This is a genomic window from Paenibacillus xanthanilyticus (assembly GCF_042682185.1).
GTDB lineage: Bacteria > Bacillota > Bacilli > Paenibacillales > Paenibacillaceae > Paenibacillus_Z > Paenibacillus_Z xanthanilyticus.
In genome coordinates this window covers 3,182,954-3,208,484 of record NZ_JBHUHA010000002.1, presented here as the reverse complement: position 1 = coordinate 3,208,484, position 25,531 = coordinate 3,182,954, and the positions used below count along the sequence as shown (strand labels likewise).

The window sequence follows — 25,531 nt, the reverse complement described above, 5'->3', positions numbered from 1 at the left end:
GTAAGAAACAAAAATAGATTTCACCCTACACTGTCCTAGTGCGGCTTGCTATCTGGCGCGCGCGTGGGGCCGGTCTTGCGCCAACGCCAAAGAGGGACAGCTCGCACTGTCCCTCCTTTGGTAAGTATTGAGAACCGATGGACGCTAGATGAACGCCAGCTTCTGAAGCATGCGCTTCAGCGCCGAGGCCGTCTGCGCCCGGCTAACCGGCGCCGTCGGGTCGAATTGGGTTGCGGAGATGCCTTGCATGATGCCGCCTGCGACCAAATGCGCCACGTCCTCTTGCGCCCATGCCGCGATCGATTTGGCATCCGCGAATCCGGACAAGGCGGACTTGATTGAAGCTTGATCGCCGAGCAGCTGCTCCTGTCCCGCATATTGGACGGCTCTCGTGAGCATGGCCGCCATTTCTTGGCGGGTGATTTGTCCAGCTGGCCGGAAACGTCCGTCCGCGCCGCCCGTCACCAGCCCGGCGTCTGCCGCCGCGTTCACCGCGCCTGCATACCAGGCCGTGTCCGCCACATCGCTGAAGCGGCTTCCCTTCGCGGATGCCTGCAGCCCCAGCGAACGGACTAGCGTCGACGCGAACTCCGCGCGGGTAATCGCCCGATTCGGATCGAATGAGCCCGTGCCCGACCCCTGTATCACTTTCTTCGATGCCAGCGCTTCGATATCCGCCTTCGCCCAATGCAGCTTCACGTCCGCGAATGTTTTGGCGCCCTGCACCACCGTATAAATGCTGTTATGCGGCGATTTGACGTCCAACAGCTGCTTGCCGCCCTCCGTGCGAACGGACGACGGAACGAACGAGAATTGCTTCGTGTTCGGGTCGTAAATCAAGGCCGAGACGCGGGTCATGTCGGCCGTGCCCGGCAGCAGGAAGGATCGCGTGACATACACGCCATTGAAGTCGGCGACTTCCTTCGAGACGCCGCCCGACGCAACGTGAATGCTGAAGTTTAGCGACGCCGTCACCGGCTGGAAGCCTTCGCCGGTCAACTGGCTTTGGACCTGCTGGTCGAGCTTCGAGTCTAGCTTCTCGATCGTCAGCGTCGTTGTCGAACCGCTCGTTGCCGCGCTGCTGCCGAGCGCTAATTTCAGCGACTGTTCGCTGAACAGTTTAACCGGTACCCGGTAGACCGCCGACTCCGTCTGCACCGCGAGGATGCCGTTCGGCGACGCCTGCTGCGCGGCTATCAGCGTCGAGGTCGCCACCTGTACGTTGACGCCGTCCTTGATCGCGGCCACGGGCAGCACGACGGTCGGATTGCCGGACGCCCGGCCATCCTTCTGCGCCTGCTCGAAGCCGGCTTGCGCCGAACGGATGGCGGCCAACAGCTTGTCCTCATCCGGGGATACGCTTGTTTCGGTTCTTCCTTGCGCATCCGTCGTTTCCTTGCTCGTCAGGTCTACGCTGTCGAGCTGGATGCTTGACGAGCCCGTCGTCGTGTCGCCGCCTGTAGTCGGCGGCACGATTGGCGGTGCCACGACCGGCGGAATGACCGGTGGCGGTACTACGACCGGCGGAACGCCGCCTCCGCCGCCACCTCCGCCGCCTCCAGTGGAAGGAGGCGTCACCGGGCAGGCATTGAGCTGCACGCTCGCGCTCGCGACCGCTGCGCTATCGCCGCCTTGGGCAGCTGCCCGTAGACTCCGGACTGTCGCCTTCGAAGACGCCTCGCCTTGATTCGGAACCGTTATTTTCGCGATCGTTGTCCCGTTCGCTTCCGAATAACCGACGAACAGCTCGTTCTCCTCGTCGCCGGCGAGAACGACGTTGGCCTCCATTTGGAGCGCAAGCTCCTGCCGCAAGGCCAGCGTCGCATAGTCGTATTGTCTCAACGTGCGGCCGTCGACCGTGTAGAAATAGTCGCCGCTTGGGAATGCCGCTTCATCGAACGGCTCGATTTTCCGGTCGAAAACCATATCGCCTGCCTTGTCCGCGGTCGTCCTGAATATCGTGCCCGATCCGTTGAGCAGGTACCGGCCATCCGGCGTAAGCCGAATAACGGTCGAGAGCGGATAATCGCCGTGGTAAGGCGAGTCGTATCCGCCCGGGTACAGAGGCTCGAGAAATTTGCCGGTCGCATCGATCGTATACGCCTTAACGTCTCTCGGCGAGCTGTCGGTATCTACGGCATAGATACGACTAAGATCCGAACTGAACTGCAAATAAGAGGCTTGCGAAATCATGGACGACTGAATTTTGGCATGCGTCTTCAACGAATAGGACGACAGGTTCGTCCATTGCCCCGATCCGGAAGAAACATACACATAATCATTGGCATCCACGACGATGTCATAGGGATCGTTATCGATCTCGAACAGATCCTTCTGCGCCAGCGTTCGCGCATCCAATACGGCGATGTAGCCGTTCTGCTCATCTTTCCACCAATAGGAACTATGCGGCGCGGTGATCATGGCGACGTGAAGATTCCCGTTCGCATAATACAAGCGTTCCGGCTCATACGGGAGCTCTACCGTTTTCGTTGCCCCGGTATCCAGGTTAGCCAACGCCACCGTTAAGCGGTCGTCTAAGATGCCGTACAGAATCGGCTCGGTCGGATGCATGACGGTTTGTTTCGGCTGGCCCTCTACGTGGAACCAGTCTCGTCCTGCGATCGGGATCGCCGAACCCGACCGGTTCATGACGGTAACGCCGCTCATCGCCGGTAGCTCATTACCGCTCATATCTTTTACGGGAGCAATCGTGCTTCGAGGCGCATACGTAATCTTCACGTCGTCTTTTGTCTTTACGGCTTGCTCGAGCGTGAAGATAATTTTACGGCCAACCCGATTCATCTCCTTGATTGGAAGCGACTTGCCGTTCACGGTAACTTGAAACAAATGCACGATGGCACCATACGCATTCACGTATTCATTGAACGTCAGCGCGAGCTGATCGCCATCTACTCTCGCCGTGCTCAGAACAGGCGCCATTGTATCGTCGGTCAGGAAATAGCTCGTCGTCCAATCCGGGCGCACGTCGTAGCCGTTCGCGGATTTGACGTTGGATACGGAAACCTGGTACGCATTCTGCGAGGCGAGCGCCGACGTCGTCAAATAGACGATGCGGGAATTGGAACAATCGATCTCGACCTTAACGATTTGCGGATCCGCGAGTTCTCCCCGTAGTGACATCAGGCCGTAGTTGGCCAGGTTGCCTAAGCTCGACAGACTCATCGGCTTATCGAACAGGAGGCCGACGGACGTATCGTCTACCGCGGCGGAAGCGACCAGCTTGGGACTCGCCGAGTCCTTGACGACCGTGACGGTCCACTGCTGCTTCGTCCCGTCCTGCGCCGTTACCGTGTAGGTTACCGGTTGACTGAAGTCGCGCGTCTCGCCGCTGGCCGGCGTCACCGTCGCCCCCGGCGAAAGGCCAATCTCCGGCGCAAGCCCGCTTACCGCGTCGCCGGCTTCTACGTACACTTTGACCGTGCGGCGAACCGGATCAATAATCGATGTCCCGGTTTGAATGTCCGTCTGGAACGAAATGATATCCGCCTCCGATTGCGGAGCCGCCAGCGTCCCCTGCACGGTCCACGCTTGCGATTGTCCGCCCGACGACGTGACCGTGTACGTCACCGGCTTCGAGAAATCCTGCGCTTGGTCGGCCCCAGGCGTCACTGTGGCGCCTGGCGATACGTGCACGACCGGCATTAGCGACGTCAGGTTCGTGCCGAATTCCGCTTCGAACGTTACGGTATGCGCCAGCTTATTGATCGCCGGGAAGCCGATCATCCCCGCCGCGCTGAACGACACGATATCGTTCTCGGCACTCGTATAGCCGAGCCCCACGCCCGCCCAGCCGTTCTGAACGGCCAGCACCACCGCATTCCTCGCCCCCTCGTCAAGCGGCAGGTCTCCCGCCGCCAAGACGAACCCGTCTCTGGCTTCCGCAAAGCCGGAAGTCGGGGTCAAATACGACGTGAGCGCGCCGTACACAATCTGCCCGAGCAAGCTGCGGCCTTGCCCTTCCAAGCTCGGAATCGCGTCGATCTCCGTCGCGATCAAATAAGCCGCATGGTTCGGAATGCCGCTATTGATATGTACGCCGCCGTTATCGTGCTCCTCATCCTCCGGCAGGACGACATACTCGCTCATGGTCGAAGGCTGCGGCTCAAGCCCTTTCGAAGGATCGCTCATGTCGCGCAGCACGCCGTGTCCTTCTTTTATGCTCAAATCCTCGCCGATCATCCAGTCTTCGGCATCGTAAACCGCCGCCATAATATCGGAGATCGATTCGTTCAGCGCGCCGGATTGTCCGACGTACTCCAAATTCGCCGTAAACTCGGTCACGCCATGAGTAAGCTCGTGAGCAATGACGTCCTTGCCGCAGGTTAGGCATTCGAACAGCGAATTGCCGTCGCCGTACACGATCTGGCTGCCATCCCAATAAGCGTTGTCGATCGGTCCCGCATTGACGATGGAGACGATCGAGGAACCGCGGCCATCCAGGCTTTCGCGGCCGAACCGCTCTTTATAGAAGTCATACACTTCGGATGCATAATAATGCGCATCGATGGCCTCCGGATCGTTGAACGACGGGGAATCGCTGGCTACGGGGAAGAACGGATACTCCCAATCGTAGGTGGCGATCACGCCGTCGTCGCTGGCCGGCCGATACATGGATTTCGTCTTATCCAGCAGATAATATTGCTCGGCATTCGATTCCTTGGTGATCTGGAGCGCTCGCTGCTCGCCGAAGTATCCTTGTCCGGTCCCTTGCGTGGCGCCGTTCGCGCCGACCGCCTTCGCCAGATAGCTGAACTTCTTCAGCACTTCGCCCGTCGTCGCGTCGACGAAGCCGGTCCAGCGCCCGATCGTCGGCTGCGCGTATTCCAACTGAACCCGATAGGCCAGCACGTATGAATCGCGCCACGGATAGACAATCAGCTCCGCCTTCGGCTGCCCGATCTCGCGCGGACCGATCCGTCCGCCGAGCGTGATCGCCGAGCCGATCGCCTCCTCCACGCTGGCTTGGAGCGCCGCTCCCGCCTGCTGCCCGTCCAGTACCGGATTCGTGTCGAGCACAAGCCCGTTCAGTGCGGGCTGCGTATCGTTCGTAATCGCGTAGAGTCTCCGGTCCGTCCCCGTATGGGCCCGCATGTACATCCCATAAACCGGGACCCCTTCGTAGTACTGCTGCAGCAAATAGTGCTGCTTGCCTTGCGCGTCCCCGTCCACCTTCACAACCTCGAGCTCATCCCGAGGCGCATCGAAGCCGAACACATTCGGATTCGACTCCATGTAAGCGAACAGCTCCACCTCCGAGCGGATCGCGCCCGACAGCTTGCCCTGCAGCAACCGCGGCGGCGCCTCTTCTCCCGTCGCGATGCCTGCCGGCGGTTGAACCGCGGCTATCGGCGATGCGCCTTGCAGCGTCTCTCCCCCGCCGACTGCGAACGCTGTCGCCGGCGTCAATGCCCCCGACACCAGCAGGGACAATGCTGCCGCCACGGCGCCAACTTGCCTCAAACGAAATGCTTTCACCGTTATCCTCCTTATTCAACGACCATCCACCCAGTTTCTTCTAGCTCTTCTACTATAATATAAATCGATAGTTTCATATAGGGCGAAAATGGGTATATAAGCCCACCCACAGAAGCCTTAACAAAAAAACCACATCCCGCATGGATGTGGCCTTCCTTCTGCCTTGTTAACCCTCGAAATCCAAATTCACTGGCTCGGCCGGGACGTCCCCCTCCGCGCTCTGGCCGGTCGTCGGCGTCCGCTCGTCGACTTCGTCGATCCGGAAGTTATCGACCCACAGCTTCCCCTCGCCGCAGAGCAGCGCCCCGAACGCGATCGCGTGGCTCGCTTCCGATACATCCAGCACGACGGCGTACTGATTCCAGTCACACGTGCCGCGGACGGGACGGTCCTGCATATTATCGAACTGCAGCATGTCGCCGTTCTTTCGGTCGACCCGCATCCAAAGGCCCGCCCAGCCTTGAATGCCCTCCGCCTTCACGAAGGCGGTCAACCGCACCCGCTTGCCCGCATACCGGTCCGCGCCGAACATTTGCATCAGCGTGGCGAACCCTTCCGCTCTCCGCTTCACCGACTGGATGCGCGCCGAGGCGCTCCCCAGATGCGCTTCTCGTTTGTCCAGCGCAACCTCGTAATCATCCACGCGATTGCCCGTTACGGTCCAGCCCTGCGGCACTTCCGTCCGTTTCATCCCCATCGTCCCCTTCGTCACGAGTGATTGCGCATATGCGCGGTACTGCCCCGGCGTCAGGCCGTGCGCCTTCTTGAACGCCCGCGTGAACGCCTCCTGCGATTGAAAATGGTACTCCAGCGCGACATCCAAAATGCCCTTCCGGGTATGCGCCAATTCCGCCGCCGCTCGAGCAAGCCGCCGGTCGCGAATGTAGTTCGCCGCCGTTCGACCGATCGCAGCCAGGAACAAGCGGTCGAAATGGCGCTTGGAGAATCGGCCTTCCCGCGCCAAATCGTCCGGCCGCAGCAGCTGCGTCAGATGCCGCTCGATATAGCTGAGCGTGTGATTCACGGTGCCGCGGTGCGTCTCCTCGTTGGCCATCGCCATCCCCCCTTGCTTCTAAATTACCATGCGAAGCTTTGCGCGTTTTGATCGTTTTGGCCATGTTTGGCGCTCCTCCCTTTGCTGTTCGCGCGTATGAACATAGTAAGGCGTCGTAGGGCTATCGGGATTTCGATCTCTGCTCTAAAAAAGCCAAACGACCACCCCCTTGGTTAAACAAGGACATGATCGCTTCGCCTTTTCTCATCATTGGGACAACCTGCTCACCGACAAGTTTAAGCTTCACCCGAACTCGGAGAAGGACAACTTCCCGCGCAGCATAACACGGTATGGTCGTCTAGCAATTCCGCCAACCATAACTCCTGATGCAGTTTGATCCCGACATCCACCATTGTAAGGGACAAGCCCGGCGCCCATTCGTAGTCAACGGTCCGCATCCGTTCGCGTTCGGCAACCGTTAGAGGCACCCCTCTTCCCGCAAAACGGCGGTAAAGTATCTCATCCATCCTCCACATGGTCAATTTCTCCCCATAACGCTTCCGCAAACCTTGCGCAATGCTTAAACCAGCAGGGTCCAGATCTCCCGCGTAATAGCATCTTGATGCCGTTTCGGTGCCATGATTCAGCCATACATCCAATAATCGAAGAACCGCCGTTGTCGGCTGGCCGCTTCCACAAACCACAATTTGAGGGCAGGTGCACGCAATAGTGGCGCTGCGTTCGTTATGAGCATCGACCAGCTCGGCAAACACGGAAGGATTCTCGACCATAAAGATAGCAGCCGACGGCAGTCCCTTCAGCCCTTCCTCCGCCAGACGCTCCACTTGCCGCAGCGTCAGCACGCGTTCCTCGTTGCACCCAAACAACGCAGGTGAATAAAGCATGACTTGAGAGGACAGGTCATCATCGATGATCCCTCCTCTACGATAGCCTTCTCGAATGATCATGGCATTCGAATGTTGCACTGGATGAGCGTCGTCCGACGAACCCGATTCCTCCTCCTCAGGTAGCATCCCGTGCGGGTTCCAGCCTGCTGCGACCGTCAAGCCCCACCAGAATACTCGGCCCGCTACCTGCTTCCAATCCAAGGCGTGCGCATCTCCCACAACCTCCGCGGCCAGCACAGGTAACCGCATTGGCTTCTTGTCCGCTTGCCGATGAAGCAGCTTCAGCGCCGCAAGACATTGGCGAAGACATTCTGTCGCCTCCTCGCGCGATATTGCGAACTGCCGCCGCAGCGTGCGGGAACCCGGCGAAGCTTCATCGCGCAAACCTTCTGCCCAGCGCATCAGACCGTCCTTCTCTGGCTGACCGTCACCCAGCTCTATCAGCGCACGATCAATCATCGATAACCAGGCTTCCTCCGATTGCAGCTGCTGTTCCTTACGGGTAAGCACTTTGCCGCCGTTCAAAACGGCGAGCAGTTCGGCTACCGTCAGCTTGAATCGGCGCTCCAGCAGCAGCTTCTCGAATTTGGCAATGGAGTAGCGTTCAGGCTCCTTGGGATTCGATTGACTATAAGTACCGTAGAAGTCGTCCAGCGCCTGCCGCTCTTCATCGTTTACGCGCGGAAGCGTAATGTATCCTCGGGCCCCCACAGTCGAGGATGCATACCGTCGCCGCAATTCGCTCATAAACCGCTCTAGTCCCGGTCGTGCAAAATAGGCCCGAACCGCCTCTTCATCGCGCTCTTTTTTGTTCTGCTCCTCGGGCATATCAGTCACTCCCAATACTCGCCGGCATTCTCGTCCGCAGCCTCATCCGGCCTCTCTCCGTACGCAAACTCTTCGGCCGCTTCTTCTCCGGACTCAGCCAGCGGCTCCAGCCGCCTGCCGTCCCACCTATAGCGAAACACCGTCACATAATTCGCATCCTTGGGTCTGTAAATTTCGCAGATAGCAAGCTTCGGAACCGTATCGTAGCAGCCCCACAGCACTTGAGATGTCATCATGTAATCAAAATCCATCTCCGTCAGCAGGCCGAATAGATCCCGGATATTCTCATCATCTACGCCGGCGAAGGCCTCATCCAGCGAAATGATTTTCGGCGCGTCCGCGTTGGCGTCCGCATAGCGCGAGTAGGTTGCGGCGAACAGCGGGATATACATTGACATCGCTTTCTCCCCGCCGCTCAAGACGTTGAAGCGGGCATCCGTCAGCTCGCGATACTGCGTCTCCTCGCCCTTCATAAAACGCAGCGAGAATTGGAACCAGGAGCGGTAATCCAGCATCTCGTAGATATGCTTGCGCAGCGCCTCGCGCTCTTCCGCCGCGCCTTGCTTTGCCCATTGGACACGGGAACGAAAGTGTCCCACAAGCCGTTCGACCTCGTCATCGTGCAGCAGATGCGCATCCCGGCGCAGCAGCTCGATCAGCTCGTCGCTGTTCAATTCGGCTTCGGACTGCGCCGACTTGGGCAGCCACTTCAGTTGCAGCTTCAGCCCGCTTGACGTATTACGCTCGGCCATCAGCTTGTTCATCGTCTTCAGCCACCGCTCAGCCCGCTGAATCCGCTGACGAATGGACTTGCCGACGCTGCGCAAAATAATCTCCTCGAATAATTCCCGATCCTTTTCGCTCAGCAGGCTCTCCTGCTCAGCCCGCAGGTCAGCCATCTCCGCGAGCAACGCCGCCGGCTTCTGCGGCCGCGTCCTGTCGCGCAGCGACAGCAAGGTAATGCGGCCGGACTCGCTAATCTCCACTTCAAGCACATATTCGCCCAAGAGATGCTTCGCCGCATTGAAATGATCCTGCAGCACCCCGCTCAGCCGCTCCTTGTTCAAGCGGGACATAGCCGCTTCCAGCTGATTGACGATCACTCGACAGGTCGCGGCCATCTCCTTCTCCGAGTGGTCCGGAAGCACGGCGCCTGCCAATTCCGGCACCAGTTGAAGCGCCCATTCCGTCTGGAAATGTTGCCGTCTCCGATGCAAGCGCTCGGCCGCTTGCTGCATCCGTTCCTCCAAACCGGACTTGCGGTCATGCAGCACGGCAATACGTGAGGCCATGGCTGAATGACGAGCCGCTAGCTCGTCCTTGTCCTTCGCCAGTTGCTGCTTGTGCGCCTTCAATCGGCTAATTCGGCCGTGCAGGTCGCTTATCCCCAGCTCATCCATCAGCTTCCGCAGATGCTCGACCTTGACGCGAAGCGCATACTGCCTGTCGAGAAGCTCATCCCGCAATTCCTCCTCCGTCTCCGCCCGCTCGGCCTGCTCTTGGGCTTCTGCCTCGAAGCGGCGGGCTTCCGCCTCCTTGCTCCGATACTCTCGCCAGTCCGATTGCAGCTGCGAGATGGCAGCTGCATACTGGGCAATGGCTTGCCATGCCGCCTGCAGATCGCGGTTGGTCTTCAGACGCGACCATCCGCCAGTCATGGTAATGAAGGCTTGCTTGAGCTCTGCCCACTGCTGCTGCTTGGTACGCAGCTGATTCGCCAGCCTGTTCTCCTGCTCCAACAGGACATGGAACCGGGTTGTCGCCTCATACTGGGTACGCCACGCGACCTGCAATCCATGATAGGCCTCGCCGCGCAGAGGGAAGGCTGCCACCTCCGCAGCGATGGCGGCAAGGGCTGTATCGCACGCGTGAATCTCCAGCTTCAGCCCCGCTATGCGATCTTCGCTGCGCGCGATCACCTCGGCAAGTCGCGCAATCTCACTCTGCTTGTACTTCTTCCGGGCTTCCTGACCGATATACTGCGCCTGGTGAGCCGAACCGTCCACCTTGCCGGCGAGCGCGCCGAACTGAAAGTAATCGCGGCCGACGATGATCGCCGCTCCGCTCGGTCCAGCGTACGTATCCAGTGTCTCTCCCCAAGCAAATGAACGCAGCGCGGCTTCAATTTGCTCGGCCGTCAGACCGCACTCCGCCGAAGGCAGCGGCTTGAGCACATCCGCCAGCGTGTACCCCCACTCGATCGGGTGCGGCACAATCCAGGTGTCCTCGTTCTGCCCGCCTGCGTCTCCAATTTGACCGTCCGGCCGGAGCCAAGCATCCAGCAGTCCGCTTGCGAGCAGCGCCCGCTCCAGACTGGCACGCTGCTCGACTCCGATATGGGAATGGAAGTCGCACACCTCATATAATGGCGCGCCTTGTCCTGACATGTAGGCACGGCGGGTCCGCGCGCGCGATTCGCTCCGCCCAGGCTCCGGCTCCCGCGACTGCTCCCACGCCCGCTTCTCCGCTGCCAGCAGCTCCAGTTCGGTCTGCTGCTGCTTGACCTGCTGTTCCAGCCCCGCCTTTCGTCCCAGTATGTCTCGCTGCTGACGATCCGCCTCGCTGCGTACCGGATCCAGCACGGCGTCCACCGATTGCCGTTCATATGATAGCGCCTGGCTCGCGGCAAATAGCTGTCGGGCCGCGTCTTCGTCTAGCTCAAGCTGACGCAGCGACTGCTTCCAGATCAGCAGGCCTTCTTTCCAGGCAGAGAGAGCTCGCTCCGCCTTGTCCTCAGCCAGTTCCTTCGCATGCTCGGCCTGATCCCGTTCCGCCCGCATGTCACCAAGCTGCCGGTCATATTCGGCAACCAGCTGACCGGCTTCCCGCTCCTGCTCCGCCAACTGGATCGCTTCGCCGATCCGGTCGCGGTGCGTCTCCACGTCTCGCCGCCATGCCGCGACGAAATCCATCTCCTCCGGCGGCTCGGGCACCCAATACCGGGCATATACGCCATGGTGCTCGAATTCCATGTCCCCGGCCATGGCATCCAGCTCATCGAGCCCCTCCTGCTGCATGTCCAGCTGCTCCGCCTGGAGCTTCCTGGCTTTGCTGCCGGCAAGCTCCGCTTCTTCCCTCGCCCGTTTCGCCGCTGCCAGCCGCCCCTGCGCTTGCGTCGCGTACTGCTCTGTTTCTTTCAGATGCTGCTCTGCCTGCTCCAGTTCATGCTGCTTCTCCATCGCCTCGCTACGGCCTAGCAACTCCAGCTCGGTCTCCGTCTGCACCGTCTGCTCCTGACAGGCCGCCTGTGCGACCTCCACGTCCACCTGCTCCCGCAGCGCATGATCAAGCTCCTTCTCGAGTCCGTTAAACTGTCGTTGCACGTCCTCCTTCGCGGTCTGCTCGGCTAGCATCCGCTCGCCGCTCTGATAGAGGAGATAGCGGTTATACTGCTCATAGCTGCGATTAATCTTCTCCAGCTCCGACTGATGCAGTTTCAGCTCCTCCAACCGGTCTGCGAGCTGATCCATATCCTCCATGACTTCCGACAGCGGTCGCAGCTCCTCCTCATGGAGAGGCGGCAGGGCGCGAACCAGGATATCGTAGATGGCCGTCGGTTTGACGTCCTTCGACAGCTTGGGACTTCTCAACTGAATAAGCAGGTTGAGCAGATCCACATACGCCTCTTTATCGTGAAAACCGAATAACGCCTTGTTGACCAGATCGCGATAGCCGCGCTGCTCCTGCACCACTTGACCCCCGCTGCCAATCTGCTGCTCCAGCCCTTTGCGGTCAAGCGGATACTTGCCCTGACCCTCCAGCTCCAGCATGCGGTCATGGAGCCAGAAGTCCCGATTGATGCGGCGGCCATCCTCCAGCAAGAAGCCCCAGAAGCCAATCTGCGCCACGCCGCGCCGCGCCCGCAGGCCGATGCCGATCGTCTTGTAAATTTTGTGGGCCGGATGATAGAACTCCAGCCATAGATAGCCGGTCCGGTCCGTATGCTCCTCCTTGTCCCCAAGCAGGTAGTACTCGATCTTACGGTCCCGGGAGCCGAACGGATCGAGCCGGTTCGGATGCTTGTCCCCGTCCAATACAAGTGGGATAAAACTCTGCATCGTGACTGACTTGCCGGCGCCGTTCGTGCCACGCAGCACGAGCCTTCCGTCTTGCAACGCGAACTCTTCTTCCTCGTAAAACCAGAAATTCAAAATGCCCGCCCGGCTCATCTGCCAGCGCTCGCCAGACTGCCGGGGCGGATGTCCATATGTCATCATGCGCCATCCTCTCCTTCATCCCAAGAATATTCCGCGATCCATCGGGAGACGACGGCCGATATTTCGAAGCGTTCGCCGACTTGTTCTACGTTTACCCATTGTCCAAGCTTCCACTCCGCCATATGCGAAGCCAGTTCCTCCGCCAGCTCGGGCAGCTTCATATCCCGGTGACCTTTGCTCCAATAGTCCTGATATCTTTCCTTCAGACGGTACAGCAGCGATTCCAGATCGGATCGCGTCAGTTCGACCGTGCCGTGCTCCGTCACATACCAATCATGGTTCCCTTGCTGCCGGCGCAGCTCGCCAGCCAGAAGCAGCGCCAGATCGGATACGCCGGCCGGCGTCGGGAACAAGCTGCCTTCGCCGCTAAGCTCCGGATGGAAGAAGTACAACCCTTCCCGGTAACGGCTCCCCTCCATGCCGAACATAAACTGCATTTGGTCTATCAGCGTGCGTCGCTGCGTCTGCACATAATAGAGTTCCTCTGAGGACCATTCCCGGTCCGGCACGGCGGGCTCGAGCAGCAGCCGGCGATAGATGCGATGTCGGCGCTTACGCAGCTCGCCGTCCACCGTGTCCGGATAGATCGTTTGTTCGTTAAAGTCGTCGATATGCTCGTACGCGCGCAGTTCTTTGGGGAAGTGGCGAAGCACATATCTGGCGTTCGGGGAGCACTCGTACAACACATTCCGATGCTGGCTGTCATGCGCCCAGTCCGTCTCTTCCCCGTCAATATGGCGAAGTACGCCGAGCTGCCTCAGCTTCTTCAAGGCGCGCACCATGGAGAGACGATGCTGATAATTCTCCCAATCCAGCGCTAGGCCGCTGGCTACCAGCTGTTCGCTTACTTGCTCCACGATGTCCGTCAGCACGAATTGATCGAGCTCCGTCTTGGATTCCAAGAACCAAAGCGCATAGGTGAATAAGGCGTAGTCACGCGTCTCGCGAAATTCCTGGAAGCCCATCCACGGCGCTGCCCCGACCGGCGTCTTGTCCAGCTTGGCCATCGTTCGCGTCAGGATGAGCGAGAAGCCCGTGAACTCCGAGAACCAATCGCGCAGCTCCGTATACTGGTCGCGGATCGCATAGAATAGATCAGGATCTTCCTCCTTGGCAATCCAATGCCTATTCAGCAGCGCATGCGCGCACTCGCGCCGACGCATATTCCATTGTTCGGCATCCGCCCTGCGGTTGGCCCGCATCCGCCGTAGTGCGTAAGACGTTGTACCGCCTCTAGCCATGCAACGTAACCCCTTCCGTCACCTGGATGGTGTAATTCAGCATGGTCAGATCGCCATCCTCGCTGCGCAGCACCGCCGCTTCCTCGTCGTCAGGCAGACTTACCGTGATCTGATAGCCGTCGGGCGTCACGAAAGACCGCGCACGCGTCGCCGTGCAGCGGCCGATCCACTGGAGCAGCCTCATGCGCTCCTTCGGCTTCAGGATCGGCAAGTGCGCAATGCGCGTCTCGCCCATTCCCTTCATCAGCTCCACGAAAGCCTTCTCTTCCTCCAATTGCGCTTTCATCTGCTCGCGGTACGCTTCCCGCTTGGCCGTATGAGTGCGCATCGGTTCCGCCGACGTCCGGTTGGAGCGTTTGCGGCTTCTCGTTCGGATCAGGCGTACATTCGGCGGCACCTGCCAGGCGGAGACGTCGGCGCTCTCCGTGTCCCGCTCGTCATGCCCCTGCAGATGCCGGCTCGGGAACAGGCCGAACGCATAAGCGGCCAACCGGTGAGCATCGTTCAACGTTTCCATCTGAGCGAAGCGTCGTCCGAGCGTCTCCAGATCATTCCGCCTGCTCATGCCGCCCCGGCGGCGCTCTTGCAGTCGCACCGCGCTGCGCACGATTTTGGCGATGGTGTCCTTCGTCGCCTTCTCCAACAGCGTCAGCTCGCTGGGCTCCTGCTCGTCGCCAATGAACCATCGTTTCAGGTTATTCCAGCCCTGCCGATATTCAAGCCACAGCTCCTCCGCCGATTTACCCTGCTCCAGCCGCGGCTTCGTCTGTTCGTCCGCAAGCACTTTCTCCAGATAGACGTCCCGCAGACCGTCTCCAACACGCAGCAACTGCCCTTCGATCCGATACGCGCTTCGTTGAAGCCCCTTTACGAAATGCTGCAAATAGTTGGTCAGACTATCCTTCAAGGCGAGAAAACCTTCCGTCGCCATCATTTCCTCCGCTTGAATTGAATGAATGCTGGCTATGAAGTCCGCTGCATTCTCATGCATCGTCTTGAAGGCTTCGTATAGTTTCTCCCAATTGAGCAGCGCTTTCCCCGGCTCGAACAGCATGGCGTTCTCCCGAATTTCGTGGATGCAAGCCGCAATCGTATCGAAGTACGTCGTCTCCAGCGAGCCGCCGTAGCCTTTGACCTTCTCCAGCGTCTCCAGCATGCGTTCAATCTCGATCGCGTACGGCGTCAGCAGATACTGGCTTTTCTTGCGCATATATTCTTCCAACGACAGGGCTCTCCCGCCGTCATGGCGGGAAGCTAGATTGCCCCATCCCTTCAAGCTCTCCAAATCCGAGAGGCAGAGCTCGAGCGTGTAGTTATCCAGTACGCCCCAGGCCAAAACTCCGTTGTAAATCTCCTCCGGCCGCAGCCAGTATTTCAACCGCTGATACTCGACATATATAAACCGCATGATTGCCCTATATCGAGCTACGTTTTGTGCTGTTAAATAGCTTAATTCCGGTACCGCCCTCAATCCTGCAGGCGAAATGGTGACATCCACGCTCTACTCCTCCTTTATTCCTCTATTTTATCAGATTCAATAGGTACGACGAGGAATAAAAGCTGGAATGATGTCGACTTGCACCTCTATCCGGCAGCTATAGATCCCACGATCTTCTGCCTTTGCGGCGAACCGCGTGCTCTACAATAGTCCTTGCAGTAATGACTACCTGCTCCTTCGGCGCCAAAAACGATTTCGGGTAGGAAAGTTCCGCCGTAGTGCCTTTCATGAGATCCCAGTAAGTAATAAATTCCGCTTGCGGCATTGGGTGCTGCAGTTCGTACGATTCAATCAGCGTCTTGAAGATCGGAAGCCACTTAGCCACGTCGTCGAGCCTCCCATACTCGAAGAATATCAGCCTGTTTTCATTCGGAACAGCGCAGTAGGTAAATGGGATGTATAACTCTCTCTTACCTACAATTTGCTTGGACATTGTTACTCGATTCTCCATCCAATGGAGATCATCGAATAGTCTCCTGCCGTAATGATGCTCCGCAAGCTCATAAAATCTCCGCAGGAAACCTTTGGTTAGAGAAAGCGCGAATTCACGTTTTTCATACTGTTTGTCTCCGTGAAAATTATGCGACCGGAATATATTCTCTAGCTGCTTGCCCGTTTCAATAATCGCTCGTGCGAAGTGGACTTTACCTTGGCTAGCTCCTCCATAGTAGGAACGATAAAAATGGAATAACGACGGACATTTCATATGAGTAACGCCTCCCTGTGCAAATAGTCGGTTTTCTTGGATATTAGCGTAAAGGAACCCATTTTGTTTATGCAATCCCCTTGGAGATTGACAGCGCGTATAATCACAGTTAATGATTGATTTAATAGTGGTCGAACAGTAAAATAGGCCTCATAAGCAAAACCCATTATTTTACTTATTAGCAACAAAGGAGCGGTGCAAATGGTAAAATCGGACTTCCGTCGAGAGATTGACGCTATTCAGCAATCCATTGTGGATGAAGCGTCTCTTCTGCTTGAGCTCGACTATGAAGAAATACGGCGAGAGCGTTTTGCCGCCAAAGGTACCTTTTGTCCTCATTGCAGGCATGAAACCGGTAAACTCGTTGTTGATTACGTCTATTACGGTCATGTGTATCGCACCAAATGGCAACGCTATCGTTGCCGGCAATGCAATCGTATTTTTAGCGATTTGACGCAAACTTTTTTTCATCGAAGCCGAAATGTTCAAAAATGGCCGCTATTCATTCAATATTTAATGGTTGACAGGCTATCTCTCAAGCAGATCGCGGTAGAACTCAAACTTCATTACAATACCATCTGTGCATGGAACAAAAAGTTGATGGCATTTATCGAACGCTTCCTGCCCAATGGACAATTGCAACCGTACGAGGAACCTTCTTACGATACAACTACTATTCAAGTCAACAACTCCAATAAAGGTCTCCCCCCAAAGAATTGCATTACGCTTACACGAGATACAAATACATCAAAAGGCACGTCTATTCAGGTGGTCATAGCCGTAAATCGCGAGAATCCCTCCCAATTCAGGTTCAAAATTGAAAATGTTGCGTCATTAGAGATAAATCCCCTATGTACAGCACAATCATCGTTAATTAAAAAGACAACGGACTGCATCCAGTCATTTCTAGCTAAGAAACGAGGAATTAACAGTCGCAATTTATTCATGCATCTAACTTATTTTCGGATGTTGAAACTGATTGAAGCGTTAAATCCTTTCATTCTACCTAAGGAACTATTCGCTCTTTGCTTGGATCAGGAAAATTTATTAAGTTCGAAAAGGCTATTAAAAAGATTAATCTAGTTTTTGGCTTTCAATCATTTACTGTGATAATTAGACCGTGCCTAAAAAAATAAAAAGACCCAAATCCATTGTTTGGATTTAGGTCTTCATCATACAATCACACTACCGGTCCCGGTTGATCATATACTCCAGCACCTGCTTCAAGAACCCCGCCGGGCGCTCCCGCCTGCGAAGCGCCTCCAATGCGAGACAATAATGGTCCCACATCGCCTTCTTCGCGCCTTCCCGCCCGAGAATGCTCACGAACGTCGCCGTGTTGTTCCCCGCGTCTTGGCCGACCGGCTTGCCGAGCAGCGCCGCATCGCCGTCGACGTCGAGCAGGTCGTCCTTGATCTGGAAGGCAATGCCGGCATGGTACGCGAAGATTTTGAGCATCTCGATCTCCCGGTCGCTAGCTCGGGCAATAATCGCGGGCATGACGAGCGCAGCCTCGAACGCTAGACCGGTCTTGTAGAAGCACTGCGTGTTGAGCTGCTCCAGCGTGAGCGCCTCGCCCTTCGTCCGCAGGTCCATCGCCTGGCCCATGCAGAGCTCCTCGGCCTTCTGGGCCGAATACTTGATCATCGCCAGCACGCTCTTCGGGTCGAAGCCCTGAAGCGAAGCCTGCTCCTGCGTCGCCCGTTGAATGAGCAGCAATCCCGTCAGCTCCGCCGTGGCGCTGTCATGCACCTGATGCAGCGTGGATCGTCCCCGGCGCGTCGGCGCATTGTCTTGAGAGGGGAGATCGTCGAAAATGAGCGACGCCGTGTGCATATACTCCAGCGAACGCAGCAGCGGCACCAGCGCGTCCGCAGACAATCCGTATTCCTGCACGCCCATCACCCAGGTCAGAATCGGGCGAAGCCGCTTGCCGGATCCGTCCAGACTATAGTTGGCCGCGTCGATGAGCAGCTCGCCCGATGGCGGCATGCCGCCCCGGCCGGCAAGTCGAAGGCTGTCGTTAATCTGCGCACGCGCCGTCCGCACCGTCTGCGCGAATTGCTCCCGCGTGTCGCGCTCGTTCTTCAAATTGGCGACGACCTGGTCCCGCAGCAGCTTGTCGAAGAAATCGACGTCGTCCGCTCGGTCCACCATCCGCTGCACGAGCCGGTTGAATACCGGATGGCCAGAGGCGAAAATGCCCATAATCTCGTTATATTTGGCGATCCCGACGCGCGCCTTGCACCGTTTCAAGCCGTTGATGGCCCGGTTCAGGATGACCTCGCGCGCCTTCGCATCCGAGCGGTACACGTCATGGAGAAGATGGGCAATCACCGTCCAATACAGCTCGAACGGGTTGATCAGATCGGGGCGCCGGTCGCGATACGTCAAATAATACGTGTAGGGCGTAACCGCACCGTCCTTCAAGTCGTCGAACATATCCGCGAAATCGTCCGCGAGCTGGTTGTAGATCCCGTAGTAGAAGGTGCGGCTTTCGAAGCCCTCGTCCGCAGGCGCGTCGATGACCGAACGGGCGACCAACCGGGAAGACGCCGACTTCAAGATAACCGGAATGTACAGCTCTTCGTTGGAGTACGCGGCATGGGACAGCACCTTATTCCGGTCGATCTCCTGCGAATGAAAGAACACGTAAGCCTGCTCGAGAAAATGGCGGCGCGCGGCCGGACGCTGGTACCGCTCCATGCACGCGAACGCTTCGCGAAGCTCCGCATGGACGTACGCCACCATCGCCTTGTTGTTCCCTTCCCATGCGCCCAGATCCGGCACCGTCCCGGTAACGAGAGCGGACGTAATCATGCGGGAGAAGGTCTGCTTTTCCTGCGCGCTCAGCACGTTCGCGTCGAGCAGGTCGTCAATGAACGGATAGGTGAGGCCGTACGAATAGCCCAGGCGAATCGCCGCCTCCAGCTTGCGCGCGCGTTCCGAGGGCGAGCAGTCGTCCGGCATCTCCTCCAGCGCATGCAGCACGACGCCCAGAATGATTTTCATCAGCTTACGCTGCGCATGCTCCGCGTTCAACCCTTCCGGCAGGTTCGCGGACACGCTCTTCAGCTTCTCGAACATCCAGATGACGGCCGTCTCCACGCCTTCCTTCTGGCCCCAGCGGTAGATCTCTTCGGTGCTGAATAGATCCGTCTGCTCCCCTTGACCGGCTGACGTCTCGGGAAACAGCCGCTCCCGCAATTTCGCGGCCAGCTTCTCAATGCGGGCCTTCGTGTCCGGCAGATCGATGGCTCTGCCCAGATCCCGCATGTAGATATACGACACGCTGCGGTCCAAATAGTCGTCGAGCTTGCCGGTATGCTTGAGCCACTGCAAATGGCGCTCGTAGCCGCCGGCGCCGGCGTCCGACTTGCCGCCGGTAAGCATCGAGAGCCAAGAACGGCGAAGGTGGTTCTTCTTCCACAGCCGGATGTCTTCCGACAGGACCGGCGCGTACGCCTTGACGCTGGCCTTCTGCTCCAGCACGGCGAAGTAGCGGGCAGCCTGCTGTTCCGCTTGCCGGTAACAGACGTCGGCGTCCACGATGTATTCCTCGGTTCTCGCATTCATGAGATTAGTCCCTCAGCTTCTTTTGATGTTTTCGCGACTTATGTTTTACAGAGGATGAGGTTACGCCACCAGGCTGCCAAGGCGGACGCTCCCCTAGGGCAGCCTTATCGGATTCGATTGATAGGTATAGATACGGGCAATCCATTGCCCGGTTACGGTTTTATCGGCACAGCGGGGAGGGGAAGAGACCGCTTCAAGAAGAAGCGCGCGGATTGCCGCTCGCGCCGGAGGAACCGCACGCAAGCCCGCGCGAAAAAATAGAAATCGCGTTGCTTGGTTACCCTGCCTTATCATCCTATTCGTGTCCGCGTCGCGATAGACGCGCCTTGTCCATGCAGGATGGCAGCCAGCTAGTGGCTTGGGAGCAGCCCGCCCGAAGCGCGCCTTCATCCGCCCAATTACCAAGCATGCCTTATTCGACATGAAGTTCCTTTAATCCTGCATACGAGCTTGGCCGAACTATGGAAATGTTAGGCCGCCTCTTCCGATTCGCGGCCCATCCGCGCCCGACACAAAAAACCGTCCTCCACCAAATGCCCAAGCATCTGGAGAGAACGGTTTGATTATCGCGACTTGACCGTATTCAAGCGGCTCTCGTATTACAAAATGGATCCACTACAAGGTGCGAATAAACGTCTCGATTTTGTCCATGGCGGTCTCCAGCTTCTCCATCGTGGTCGAATACGAGATCCGAATATACCCTTCCCCGTAGGTGGAGAACGCGGAGCCTGGCACGGCGGCTACCTGCTGCTCGTGGAGCAGCTTGGCGCAAAAATCCATCGCGTTATTCGCATAACTGCCGATGTACGGGAAGATGTAGAATGCCCCGCCCGGCAGCTTCGCGGTCAGTCCCATCTCGTTCAGGCGCCGATGGACGAAATTCCGTCGGAGCTGGTACGCTTCGCGCATATGGCGAGCGTCGTCTTTGCCGGTCGTGACGGCGGACAACGCCGCGTATTGGCTAATCGAGCTTGCACAGCTCACGTTATATTGGTGCACCTTCAACATTTCGCGCATGAGCTCCCGGGCTCCGAAAATGAAACCGATCCGGTAACCGGTCATCGAATGGGATTTGGACAGGCCGTTAATGACGACCGTCTTCTCCCGCATTCCCGGCCGATTGGCGATCGACTCGTGACGGATGCCATCATAGATCAGCTCGCTGTAGATCTCGTCGGAGATGACGTACAGCTCCTGATCCTTCAGCACATCGGCGAGCGCATCCACCTCGTCCTTGGACAGGACCGTGCCCGTCGGATTCGACGGGTAGGAGAGGATGAAGCACTTCGTCTTCGGCGTGATATGGGTGCGCAGCTGCTCGGGCGTCACCTTGAAATCCGTTGCGGTCGTATCCACCAGAACCGGCACCGCCCCGCACAGTTGAATGATTTCCAAATAAGCCGGATAGGTCGGCGACGGCACGATGACCTCGTCCCCGGCCTCCAGCAGCGTCGTCAACGCGACGAACAGCGCCTGGCTCGCCCCTGCGGTGACGATCACTTCGTCCTGCGGGCTGTAGGTCAACTCATACTTGTCCGCGACGAACGCGCTTGCCCCTTGGCGCAGCGCCATGATGCCCTGATTCTCCGTATACGACGTGCGGTTGTTCGCCACCGCCTCCGCCACGGCTTCGCCGATATGCTTGGCCGGCGGGATATCGGGCTGTCCCAGCGTCAACGAGATGACGTCGCTGTATTGGGAGGCCATGTTCGCGAGTTTCCGAATGCCGGACATCTCGATGCGCGTCACGCGCTCATTAATATGAAGTGCCATCCAGAACCCTTCCTTTGCCGCTTGCTTTGTATATGAAGCCTGATGCTTGTATGCGTAGTTAGTGCCTGCCGGTATTAACGCCCCAGCATGCTTAAATATTGCACCAGCGTGTCGATGGCGACCGGAATCGCCCCTTCGTCCGGGTTCAGCTTCGCATGGTGCAGGCCGTGCTCCGAATCCACGCCGAGCCAGAACATGAAGCCCGGGATGCGCTGGAGCAAATAGCCGAAGTCTTCGCCGGTCATGGACGCCTCGCATTCGATCAGTTGAATGCCCGGCTGCTCTTTCGCCCAGTCCATGAAGCCTCTCGTGACCTCGGGATTATTATAGACTTGCATGTAGTTGGCGCCGTAGTCGATCGCGCTCGTGCAATTGAAGCTCACCTCGAGCCCTTGGAGCAGCGATTCGATGCGCCCTTTGATGAGGGTCATCGTCTCGGCGTCCAGCGTGCGGATCGTACCTTCCAACCGTACGCGGTCCGCGATGACGTTCTGTTTGAACCCGCCGTCGATCTTGCCGATCGTCAGCACCGCCGGCTTGATCGGATTGACGTTGCGGGAAATGATCGACTGCAGCTGCAGCATAAAGTGGCTCATCGCCACCAGCGTATCGTTCGATAAGTGCGGGAATGCGGCATGGCCGCTCTTGCCCATGATGTCGATGAACAGCTCGCTCGTATTGGCGAACAGGGTGCCTTCTTTGATCGCGATCTGTCCGACCTTATAATCCGGCGCAATATGTAAAGCGAAGATATAGTCGAGCTTGTACTCGTCCAGCTCGCCGCTCTCCAGGAGCGGGAGCGCCCCGCCGGGGCCCTCCTCTGCCGGCTGGAAAATGAAGACGAGGTTGTCGTTCATCCGGTTGCGCGCGAAATGCGTCAGCACGCCGAGACCGATCGCCATATGAAAATCGTGCCCGCACGCGTGCATCATGCCTTCGTGCGTCGACTTGAACGCAAGCCCCGTCTCCTCCGGGATTGGCAAACCATCGATATCCGCGCGATACCCGATCGTTTTGGCCGGATTGAGACCCGGGATTCGGACGATAATGCCGGTCTTCCACAGCTTCACCGACAAGTCCTCGGCGCCGAGCGACCGGATATAGTCGAGCAGGTACGCCTGCGTCTTGAATTCCTGATAGCCTGCTTCCGGAATCAGATGCAGGTCTCGGCGAATATCGATAAAGGTTTGATGGTTAGCCAACCGCGGTTCCCCCTAATGCTTACAGATTGCGGAGATCTTTGACGATTTCCGTTTTGCTCTTCGTTTTCTCTTCGACTTCCTTGATGATGCGCGCCGGCATGCCGCCTACGACTACGCCTGGAGGTACGTCTTCCGTCACGACGGCGCCTGCTGCGACGACGGAACCTTTGCCCACGCGGATGCCTTCGAGGATGACCGCGTTCGCGCCCACGAGCACGTTATCTTCGATAATAACCGGCGTTGCCGAAGGCGGCTCGATGACGCCAGCCACAACCGCGCCTGCGCCGATATGGCACTGCTTGCCGATCTGTGCGCGTCCGCCGACGACCGCGTTCATGTCGATCATCGTGCCTTCGCCGATGTGCGCGCCGATGTTGATCGTGGCGCCCATCATGATGATCGCGTTATCTTCGAGCGTGACGCGGTCGCGAATGACGGAGCCCGGCTCGATGCGGACTTTCTGACCGAGGAAGTTCAAGAGCGGCACTGTCGAGTTCGTTCTGTCGTACTCGAGCTCGTAGTATTCGACCGTGCTTTGGTTGATGATCTCTTGCACCGCGCTCCATTGGCCGATGACGATCGCGTTCTCTTCGAACTTGAATACTTTCACGTCCGGATCGTTCACGGTTACGGCGCCTTTAATGTAGGCTTTGACCGTCGTTTTCTTCGGGCTATTCTTGATGATATCGATTAAATCTTGGCTCATCGTTCATGCTCCTTCACATCGGATATTCGTTGTCCATTCTCTGTCATTCTACCAATCCCGAAAATCGGAATTCCATTCATTTTCCCGATAATTGTTTGCACATATCGCCTATGGCGATACGCCAATGTGTCGACTTCCCGCGCCATTCTGGCTGAATTGACGGAATTTGGGCGCGAAGGGCGCTTATATTATTTCCCAGCGGAGATAGGAATATGATTGGAATGCGTCCTATAATCCCCTCGGCACCAATCGAGATGCCTTCGAGTCATTCGCATCAACAAATGGGATGCTCCCCGGTTTGGTGGCGGGCATCTCCCTATCACCCTCCCATCCCTATTTTCATAGACTAGTAGCAACGGATTAGACAGCTTCCCACCACCCATAGCGAGGAGGATACGCCTTGACCACTCCCCTTGTCTCCATCATCATCCCGTTCTACTGCGACCCTTATGTCCCGATCGCCATTCAGAGCGCCCTGGATCAGACCTACCCAAACAAAGAAATCGTCATCGTCAGCGACGGCTCCTACCAGTACAATGAGCTGCTCATTCCCTACTTAGCCAACAACCCGAACGTGTATCTGTTCGAAAAGCCGAACGGCGGGACCGCCAGCGCGCTCAATGCGGGCATTCGGGTGGCGTCGGGCGAGTACGTGGCTTGGCTCAGCTCGGACGACTTGTTCTATCCGCATAAGCTCGAGCGGCAGATCGCCGACATGATCGCCATGCGGAAGCTCATTTCGTACAGCGACTACGACGCCATCGATGGCAACGGCATGCTGACGCACCATCGCGTCACGCCCAAATATCCGGATGAGCTCTCCTTTTACCGCGCCTTCGCCCAATACTGTCCGATTAACGGCTGCACGGTCGTGGCCAACCGGCAGATGATGCTCGAATCGGGCTTGTTCGACGAGACGCTGCCGTACACCCATGATTACGACCTGTGGTTCCGCATCGCCGCAAGCGGAATCAAGTTCCATTATGTCGACGAGCCGTTAATCCAATACCGGATTCACGGCGGGATGGGTTCCATGCGGCATCACGAGGCCATCCAACACGAAGCGGAATTCACCCGGCAGCGAAGATGGCCGCAATTGGCAGGCTATATCCGACAGCTCGGCGGATAATCCCATGACGATGGAGGTGTGCGACATGCCTATCGATGTCAGCATCGTGATGCCGACGCATAATCGGTATCCGCTAAATCGGCTCACGCTATATTCGCTTGAGGCGCAGACGTACGACCATGCCCGGTTCGAAGTCATTCTGGTCGATGATGCGTCCACGGACGCCACGCCTTTGATGGTCCAGCAAGAGGCATTTTCTTTCGAGCTGCGTTATTTTCGCATGCCGGCCAACATCGGCCGTCCGCAGGCGCGGAACTTCGGCGTCCAGATGGCGCGCGGGGAATTTGTCCTGTTTCTGGATGCCGAGGTATTGGTGGAACCGGACTTTATCGCGTCCCACATGAACCTGCACCGCGCGCAAAGCCGGTTGATCGTCGGCGGGCTGTATGCCATCCAGAAGGCATACACCCGGATGGATCCCCGCTTCTCGCCCGATCAGCAGCAAGAGGCGATGGCCCTGCTCACCTGCCACCCCGATCTCCACCACAGATGGCTCATGACCAAACATCTGCCGGATCCGCCTCCGCTGTTCGATCGGAAGGGCATCCTGGAAGGACAATTCAAACGGATGTCTGCCGGCTTGGCGCCGTACACGCGGTTTATGAAGGAACAAATCATCGACCGTTACGGCGACCGGTTTCAGGGCTTTCATCTGCCGTGGATCAGCTCGGGAACAGGCAGTCTTTCCATGGCGCATGAAGCCTTTCGGGTTCATGGGCTATTCGAAGAGTACCCGGGCTGGGGCGCCGACGATATTGAAATGGGCTACCGCCTCTTTATCAACGGGTATCAGTTCGCGCATCTGAGTCATTCCCCGACTTACCATCAGGAGCATCCGAGGGAAGCTTCGACGACGGAGGAGGGCAAGCATAATTTTTACCTATTCCAACAGAAGCATCCGAACATTAGCATGCTGGGAATTTTGCTCGGCTATATGCCGCGCGGGCTCTCCTATTACGAGATCAATCTCGTGCTGAACGATGCGTATGCCATCGGCGCGCACGAACATCCGCACCGCTTCCTGCATTTGACCGGCACCTTCCGCTCGATGCTGGCCGCCATCGGCCGCCTGCACCGGTACGGCCTGCCGATGACGAACTTGATCGCGCAGTGCGGATTTCCCGTTCCGAGTCCGGAGAGCCACTTGTTCTATGCAGAGAAGCAGGCGCTGGAGCAGTCGGGGAAGTACCCGAATTTGAATTATGCGCTGAATCTGATGTTGTCGTTGTAAGGAAGAAGACCCGGCCATCCCATGGC

General features: G+C 57.7%; 14 protein-coding genes. 3 read left to right on the top strand and 11 right to left on the bottom strand.

Translation table 11 applies throughout. The features are described 5' to 3' along the window. Window positions 1–144 precede the first annotated feature (144 nt). From ACFSKT_RS31560 to ACFSKT_RS31530, 7 genes are all read right to left on the bottom strand, one after another. The gene (locus ACFSKT_RS31560) at window positions 145–5,496 is read right to left on the bottom strand and encodes a M4 family metallopeptidase (protein WP_377717095.1); all 5,352 of its coding nucleotides are present in this window, start codon (window positions 5,494–5,496) and stop codon (window positions 145–147) included. Between the two features lie 166 nt (window positions 5,497–5,662). Next, the gene (locus tag ACFSKT_RS31555; RefSeq protein WP_377717093.1) at window positions 5,663–6,550 is read right to left on the bottom strand and encodes a helix-turn-helix domain-containing protein; all 888 of its coding nucleotides are present in this window, start codon (window positions 6,548–6,550) and stop codon (window positions 5,663–5,665) included. A gap of 236 nt (window positions 6,551–6,786) precedes the next feature. Beyond that, a complete protein-coding gene (locus ACFSKT_RS31550) occupies window positions 6,787–8,226 on the bottom strand; it encodes a TIGR02679 domain-containing protein (RefSeq protein WP_377717092.1) in 1,440 nt (479 codons plus the stop codon). A gap of 5 nt (window positions 8,227–8,231) precedes the next feature. Further along, window positions 8,232–12,443, bottom strand: coding sequence for a TIGR02680 family protein (locus ACFSKT_RS31545; RefSeq protein ID WP_377717090.1), 4,212 nt, complete (start codon window positions 12,441–12,443; stop codon window positions 8,232–8,234). Beyond that, entirely contained in the window at window positions 12,440–13,684 is a 1,245-nt protein-coding gene (locus ACFSKT_RS31540; protein ID WP_377717089.1) for a TIGR02678 family protein, read from the bottom strand. Before ACFSKT_RS31540 ends, ACFSKT_RS31545 begins: the two co-directional genes overlap by 4 nt. Next, window positions 13,677–15,182, bottom strand: a complete 1,506-nt coding sequence (locus ACFSKT_RS31535; RefSeq protein WP_377717088.1) for a TIGR02677 family protein — start codon at window positions 15,180–15,182, stop codon at window positions 13,677–13,679. The genes ACFSKT_RS31540 and ACFSKT_RS31535 overlap by 8 nt, the downstream gene beginning before the upstream one ends. A 97-nt stretch (window positions 15,183–15,279) precedes the next feature. Continuing rightward, window positions 15,280–15,888: a hypothetical protein gene (locus ACFSKT_RS31530; RefSeq protein WP_377717086.1), complete on the bottom strand. Its 609-nt coding sequence runs from the start codon at window positions 15,886–15,888 to the stop codon at window positions 15,280–15,282. 201 nt (window positions 15,889–16,089) lie between these two features. Here ACFSKT_RS31530 and ACFSKT_RS31525 point away from each other — a divergent pair, with 201 nt between their 5' ends. After that, on the top strand, window positions 16,090–16,971 hold the full coding sequence (locus ACFSKT_RS31525; RefSeq protein WP_377717085.1) for a hypothetical protein: 882 nt from the start codon (window positions 16,090–16,092) through the stop codon (window positions 16,969–16,971). A 102-nt stretch (window positions 16,972–17,073) separates the two neighbouring features. On the opposite strand, the gene ACFSKT_RS31520 is transcribed toward ACFSKT_RS31525, so the two are convergent. From ACFSKT_RS31520 to dapD, 4 genes are all read right to left on the bottom strand, one after another. Beyond that, window positions 17,074–19,464: a polyprenyl synthetase family protein gene (locus ACFSKT_RS31520; protein WP_377717083.1), complete on the bottom strand. Its 2,391-nt coding sequence runs from the start codon at window positions 19,462–19,464 to the stop codon at window positions 17,074–17,076. Between the two features lie 615 nt (window positions 19,465–20,079). Then, on the bottom strand, window positions 20,080–21,237 hold the full coding sequence (locus tag ACFSKT_RS31515) for an aminotransferase class I/II-fold pyridoxal phosphate-dependent enzyme (protein WP_377717082.1): 1,158 nt from the start codon (window positions 21,235–21,237) through the stop codon (window positions 20,080–20,082). A 74-nt stretch (window positions 21,238–21,311) separates the two neighbouring features. Then, window positions 21,312–22,439 carry an N-acetyldiaminopimelate deacetylase gene (locus ACFSKT_RS31510; RefSeq protein WP_377717081.1) on the bottom strand — a complete coding sequence of 376 codons (1,128 nt, stop codon included), beginning with the start codon at window positions 22,437–22,439 and terminating at the stop codon, window positions 21,312–21,314. Window positions 22,440–22,458: 19 nt separating this feature from the next. Beyond that, the gene (gene dapD / locus ACFSKT_RS31505) at window positions 22,459–23,145 is read right to left on the bottom strand and encodes a 2,3,4,5-tetrahydropyridine-2,6-dicarboxylate N-acetyltransferase (RefSeq protein ID WP_377717079.1); all 687 of its coding nucleotides are present in this window, start codon (window positions 23,143–23,145) and stop codon (window positions 22,459–22,461) included. A gap of 400 nt (window positions 23,146–23,545) precedes the next feature. On the opposite strand from dapD, the gene ACFSKT_RS31500 reads away from it, so the two are divergent. Both ACFSKT_RS31500 and ACFSKT_RS31495 read left to right on the top strand, forming a co-directional pair. Beyond that, window positions 23,546–24,274: a glycosyltransferase gene (locus ACFSKT_RS31500; RefSeq protein WP_377717078.1), complete on the top strand. Its 729-nt coding sequence runs from the start codon at window positions 23,546–23,548 to the stop codon at window positions 24,272–24,274. 25 nt (window positions 24,275–24,299) lie between these two features. Next, window positions 24,300–25,505: a glycosyltransferase family 2 protein gene (locus tag ACFSKT_RS31495; RefSeq protein ID WP_377717076.1), complete on the top strand. Its 1,206-nt coding sequence runs from the start codon at window positions 24,300–24,302 to the stop codon at window positions 25,503–25,505. The last annotated feature ends 26 nt before the right edge of the window (window positions 25,506–25,531 follow it).